Origin of the sequence: Phragmitibacter flavus (assembly GCF_005780165.1) — a bacterium.
Classification (GTDB): Bacteria; Verrucomicrobiota; Verrucomicrobiia; order Verrucomicrobiales; family Verrucomicrobiaceae; genus Phragmitibacter; species Phragmitibacter flavus.
In genome coordinates this window covers 363,350-369,694 of record NZ_VAUV01000007.1, presented here as the reverse complement: position 1 = coordinate 369,694, position 6,345 = coordinate 363,350, and the positions used below count along the sequence as shown (strand labels likewise).

At 62.1% G+C, this 6,345-nt stretch carries 3 protein-coding genes; 2 read left to right on the top strand and 1 reads right to left on the bottom strand.

All coding sequences use genetic code 11. The features are described 5' to 3' along the window. The first annotated feature begins 240 nt into the window (after window positions 1-240). A complete protein-coding gene (locus FEM03_RS11440; RefSeq protein WP_138086385.1) occupies window positions 241-3,195 on the top strand; it encodes a DUF1549 domain-containing protein in 2,955 nt (984 codons plus the stop codon). Next, window positions 3,185-4,663 (top strand): DUF1501 domain-containing protein, encoded by a 1,479-nt coding sequence (locus tag FEM03_RS11435; RefSeq protein ID WP_138086384.1) that lies wholly within the window; start codon window positions 3,185-3,187, stop codon window positions 4,661-4,663. Before FEM03_RS11440 ends, FEM03_RS11435 begins: the two co-directional genes overlap by 11 nt. Here FEM03_RS11435 and FEM03_RS11430 read toward each other — a convergent pair. Further along, window positions 4,643-6,262: a PhoX family protein gene (locus FEM03_RS11430; RefSeq protein WP_138086383.1), complete on the bottom strand. Its 1,620-nt coding sequence runs from the start codon at window positions 6,260-6,262 to the stop codon at window positions 4,643-4,645. The two genes, FEM03_RS11435 and FEM03_RS11430, sit on opposite strands and share 21 nt — an antisense overlap. Between the last annotated feature and the right edge of the window lie 83 nt (window positions 6,263-6,345).

Sequence of the window (6,345 nt, the reverse complement as noted above, 5' to 3'; positions counted from 1 at the left end):
CATCAAGGCGGGGCGGCAGCAAAAGGGTTTCATCGCGGTCATGACCTTGGATATGACTCATGGAGAGTTTAAATCTCGACAAACCCGCCCACGTCAACCCAAAGCCGGGAGTTTTTACACAGTCTGGTGTCGTCGGTCAACAGGCCACAGCCCGAGCGTTCCTCCCCCCTCCATCGCAAGCCCCCCACGTGACGCGATCCCGTCGCATGCACTCTGTGCTCAAATCCCGTTAAATACCCCATGCGTTTCCCGCCGCCCATCACCCTCATCACCCTCCTCCTTCTCGCGGCCACTCCCACCCTCCTCCCCGCCGCCCCCGATTTCGCCAAAGACATCGCCCCCATCCTGGAACAACGCTGCCTCTCCTGTCACGACGAACACAGCGCCAAAGGCGACATCCGCCTCCACCAAGCCCCCCCGGCCTCTCTCCACGCCACCCTCCTCGATCAAATCAGCGGCCCCAACCCCGCCATGCCCAAAAAGGGCGATCCCCTCACCCCCGATCAAGTCGGCCTCATCCGCCAATGGATCAACGCCGGAGCCCCCTGGCCCGACCACCTTACCCTCAAAGACAACCCCACCCGCGACCTCAACTGGTGGAGCCTCAACCCGCTCTCCGACACCCCCATCCCCTTCGACCAACATCCCGTCGACCACTTCATCAACATCCAGCTCGCCAACCTCAACCTCACCCCCGTCCCCGACGCCGAACCCATCACCCTCATCCGCCGCCTCAGCTACGACATCACCGGCCTCCCGCCCACTCCCCAACAAGTCGACACTTTCATCCAGCTCAGCCAAAAAGCCGGCCTCGCCCGCGCCATCGAAACCACCGTCGATCAACTCCTCGCCTCCCCCGCCTTCGGCGAAAAATGGGCCCAACACTGGCTCGACCTCGCCCGTTATGCCGACACCCACGGCTACGACAAAGACAAACCGCGCCCCAACGCCTGGCCCTATCGCGACTACATCATCAACAGCCTCAACCACGACAAACCCTACCCCCGGTTCGTCACCGAACAAATCGCCGGCGACGCCCTCCATCCCACCGAACCCGATCCCGACTCCATCGCCGCCCTCGGCTTCCTCGCCGCCGGACCCTGGGATCACATCGCCCACACCGAAGTCGGTGAGAACAAAATCGACGGCCGCATCGGCAAACACATGGACCGCGACGAAATGATCGCCGCCACCTACAACGTCTTCCTCGCCACCACCGTCCAGTGCGCCCAATGCCACCATCACAAGGCCGACCCCATCCGCACCGAGGACTACTACCGACTCCACGCCATCTTCGCCGCCGTCGACCGCGCCGACCGCATCTACGCCGGCCCCACCCCCGATCAGCAAAAAACCCTGCACAACCTCCAATCCCAAATCACCCAATACCAGACCGAACTCGACCAGATCAACCGCTCCATCCAAACCCCGCTCACCGAACGCACCCAAACCATCCAAACCCGCATCACCCAACTTCGCCAGCAATACGGCATCCCCCCCAAACCCTCCTTCGGCTGGCACAGCGCCATCACCAAAAATCCCCACGACATCAAATGGGTGCAAGTCGACCTCGGCAGCCTCCAGCCCATCCATCAAATCCGCATCCAACCCGCCTTCGACAACTACAACAACATCGGCCCCGGCTTCGGATTCCCCAAACGCTTCAAAGTCGAAACCTCCACCAACCCCCACTTCAAAACCGACGTCACCGTCCTTCTCGACCACACCCAAGCCGACTTCGAAAACCCCAAGGACTCCCCCATCCTCATCAACCACCACCTCGCCGCCACCCGCTACCTGCGCATCACCGCCACCCATCTCGCCACCCGCCAAAACGATCACATCTTCGCCCTCGGCGAAATCGAGATCTACAACCACACCGATCCACAAAAAAACATCGCCCTCGGCACCACCGTCACCGCTCTCGACAGCATCGAATCCCCACCCCGCTGGTCTCGCAACAACCTCACCGACGGTATCCTCCACCAGGAACTCAACAACCCCACCGCCCTCGCCGAACTCCGCCAGCTCGAACAACAACATCAAACCATTCACAACGAACTGCGCACCCCCGAAAAAGCGCAACGCATCGCCCAACTCGAAACCACCCTCACCGGGCTCAACCAAAAACTCCAAACTCTCCCTCCCGGCCAATCCGTCTACGCCGTCACCACCCAATTCAAACCCCAAGGCCAGTTCAAACCCACCTCCGGCAAACCCCGCCCCATCCACCTCCTCCATCGCGGCGACATCAACGCCCCCGGCGACCTCATGCTTCCCGGCATGCCGCCGCTCTGGCCCGGTGCCCAACCCGAGTTCACCCTTCCTCCCGACACCCCCGAATCCACCGCCCGACTCCAACTCGCCCAATCCATCACCAGCACCGACAACCCCATCTTCTGGCGCACCATCGCCAACCGCCTCTGGTTATGGACCTTCTCCCAACCCCTTGTTTCCACCCCCAACGACTTCGGCCGCATGGGCCTTCAACCCAGTCACCCCGCCCTTCTCGACCACCTCGCCATCCGCCTCCGCAACGACCCCCAACACTCCCTCAAAAACATCATCCGCCTGCTCTTCACCAGCCAGGCCTACCGACGCTCCAGCACCCATCATCCCCACAACGCCACCATCGACGCCACCAACACCCACCTCTGGCGCGCCAACCGTCGCCGCCTCACCGCCGAAGAATTCCGCGACACCCTGCTCACCACCACCGACCTCATCCAACTCGACCAACGCCACGGCCCCGGCTTCCAGGACTTCGTCATCGACAAACCCCAGCACTCGCCCCACTACCAATACGATCAGCATGATCCCGAAAACCCCCTCGCCCATCGCCGCAGCATCTACCGCATGATCGTCCGCTCCCAACCCCAACCGCTCCTCACCGTTCTCGACTGCGCCGACCCCTCCCTCAGCATCCCCATGCGCGACGAATCCACCACCGCCCTCCAGGCCCTCGCCCAATGGAACAACCGCTTCGTCGAAACCATGTCCCGCCACCTCGCCACCCGCCTCACCAACGAAGCGCCCACCCCTCACGAAAAAATCCACCTCGCCACCCAGCTCACCCTCGGCCGCCCGCCCGACCCCCACGAACTTACCGCCCTCACCGACCACCTCGATCAACACGGCCCCGCCAGCCTCGCCCGCGTCCTCTACAACCTCAACGCTTTCATCTATGTCGACTAAAAAAGATCCCACCGCCCTCTCCCGTCGATCCCTGCTCGCCTCCCTCACCAGCACCTTCGGCGGCCTCGCCCTTGCCGACCTCCTCCAATCCGACAATCTCCTCGCCAACACCCCTCCCACCAACAGCCGCATCCTCCATCACCCCCCACGCGCCACCCGCGTCGTCCAACTCTTCATGGCCGGTGCCGCCAGCCACGTCGACACCTTCGATCACAAACCGCTCCTCAACCAAAAACACGGCCAGCCCTGGGACCCTGGCGAAGCCGTCGAACTCTTCCAAAGCACCCCCGGTGCCACCCTCGCCAGCCCTTGGGCCTTCCGACCCTACGGACACAGCGGCAAACACCTCAGCGACATCGTCGCCCCGCTCGGCAGCGTCGTCGATGACATCGCCTTCGTCCACAACCTCACTGCCAAAACCGGCGTCCACAGCCAGGGCACCCTCCTGCAAACCACCGGCTTCAACCTCCCCGGCTTCCCCAGCGCCGGCTCATGGGTCAGCTACGCCCTCGGCAGCGAACGCGCCAACCTCCCCTCCTTCGTCGTTCTCCCCGACCACCGCGGCCTCGCCTCCAACGGCTCCAAAAACTGGGCCAACGCCTTCCTTCCCGCCCAACATCAAGGCACCGTCATCCGCCCCGGCAAATCCGAACCCATCGCCGACCTCCACCCACCGAAAAGCACCTTCATCAATCCCGCCAACGACATCGCCGGACTCAACCTCCTCTCCCGCCTCAACCAACAACACGCCGATGACCGTCCCGGCGACGACCGACTCAACGCCCGCGTCCGTTCCTACGAACTCGCCGCCGCCATGCAGCTCAGCGCCACCGACGCCCTCGACATCAGCCGCGAACCCGCCCATATCAAAAATCTCTACGGACTCGCCCCCGAAGGTCCCGGCATCGACGACACCACCCTCAACACCCGCGCCGAAACCGAATTCTTCGGACGCAAATGCCTCATCGCCCGCCGCCTCCTCGAACGCGGCGTCAAATTCGTCCAGGTGTGGAGCGGCAACGACAACGGCTTCCCCCGACGCAACTGGGACAGCCACGAAAACATCCAGCGCGACCACGCCCCCCTCGCCCTCGGCATGTCCCACGGTGCCGCCGCCCTTATCAAAGACCTCAAACAACGCGGCATGCTCGACGACACCATCATCCTCTGGACCACCGAATTCGGCCGCATGCCCTGCAGTCAAGGAAGCGAAGGACGCGATCACAACCCCTTCGTTTTCACCAACTGGCTCTGCGGCGGCGGCATCAAAGGCGGCACCTACGGCCACAGCGACGAATGGGGTTTCAAACCCCAGGACCGCAACCACACCACCACGGTCTACGACATCCACGCCACCATCCTCCACGCCCTCGGCATCGATCACGAAAAACTCACCATCCGCCACAACAGCATCGACCGCCGCCTCACCGACGTCCACGGACACGTTCTAAATCCCCTTCTCGCCTGATTCCCGCTTCACCACCACCAGTCCGCTGACCGGCTGACTGTCGCCACCGCCGGGCCAGTGGCCAATGCCTCCTTCACCCGGATGCTGCACGTTCACCCACAGCTCCATCCGGTCAGGACTCAACGTGGGCGAACACAACTCCGCTCCCAACGGCCCGCTCATAAAACGCTTCGCCTTGCCCCGATCCGGACCCGAAGTAGGCACCACAAACAATCCGTTGTTGCCAAACTGTTCCCATGGAGTTCCTGGCTGAGGTTTGTCTTTGTCCACCTTGTAATCGGTCGTCACCAGCAACTCGTTGGCCGGACCAAACGCAAGATTGTCCTGCCAGGTCAAACCATCGGCCTGCCCCCCTTCATGCAGAATCTCATGCTCGAAGGTTAACGCCCCATGATCGCCACCCGCCTCACGCAACGCCAGAATCGCGCCCACCTTGCCCTGGGCATTTTCCCACGACGTCAGTGCGCAATACACCTCCCCCGTCTGCGGATGGATCTCCACATCCTCCGGCCGCATCAACGCACTGCCGCCAGCAATGATCGATGCCGCCCGTGTGCGCACACAGATGTCCGCCAGCGTCATGCCCTGCTCCTTCAACGCAGGCGTCAACTCCGGGTCCAGCGGAATCCAACGACGTTGTTCAAGGTTCGCCACATGCAAGGTTCCGTCCGTCAACAACGCTCGATTGGCCGCTTTGCCCGCCCCCGCATCATACTTCCCGCGCGACAGGTATTTGTAGAGATGCATGCCCGCCTTGTCGTCACCTTGGTAGGCAACCAGACGTCCATCTGCCGTCTGACCAAACGCCACGTTTTCATGCGCAAAGCGACCCAACCCCGTGTGTTTAAAAACTTCCCGCGTCTGCGGATCGATTTCCACCATCCATCCATAGTGCCGCGCTGGACGACGCAGATTTTCGGGCAACTCATGCACCGGAGCCTCCGCCCCGGCCGGCGTATCGGGATCGCCGGTGAACTCATAATAATTCTCCTCCCCACTAAAAAAGGTCCCCCATGGTGAAACCGCACCACCGCAGTTCCCCACCGACCCCAGCACCTCCGTCACCCCGCCCATCACGTCGCTGCCCGCCGCCGGACCCAGCAGTTGAATCTTGGTATCCAATCCGTTCACCCGAAAGTTCTCCTCCGCCTTCACCACCGGCCTCCATCTCCCGGTGGATTCATCACGGCGCAAACGCAAACACGATCCCCCAACGCCGCGCAGCAAGTCCTCCCCTTTCAACCACCAGCTGTTCTCATGGTTCACCCACAGCCAGCCCCGCGATTCGTCATCCAACACAAATGCGAGATAATCGGCGTCCTCACCAAAAGTCTCCCCACGATCGTTGATCACATCGCCATACTTCACCAGCACCTCGCTGACAAAACCTTCCGGCAACGTCACCCCATCATTCATGTTGTTCGGCACCGCAGGAAAATTCAGCCCGTCCAAAAACGGGGTCGCCTGTGCCGCCGGCGTCACGGTTTGTGCGGTCAACCAATTCGGCAGCACACGGTTTGAGGCGGCAATCACCGCTCCAGCCCCTAAATACTGGGCAAACTGACGACGCGAAAGCACACGGGCGGGCGGATGGTTCATGATCAAGCAAACTTCGATCCGGGACGACCACAAGTCACGGATTTGTTGCAATCGCCATCGCTCACTCTTCTGACCAGTTTGGG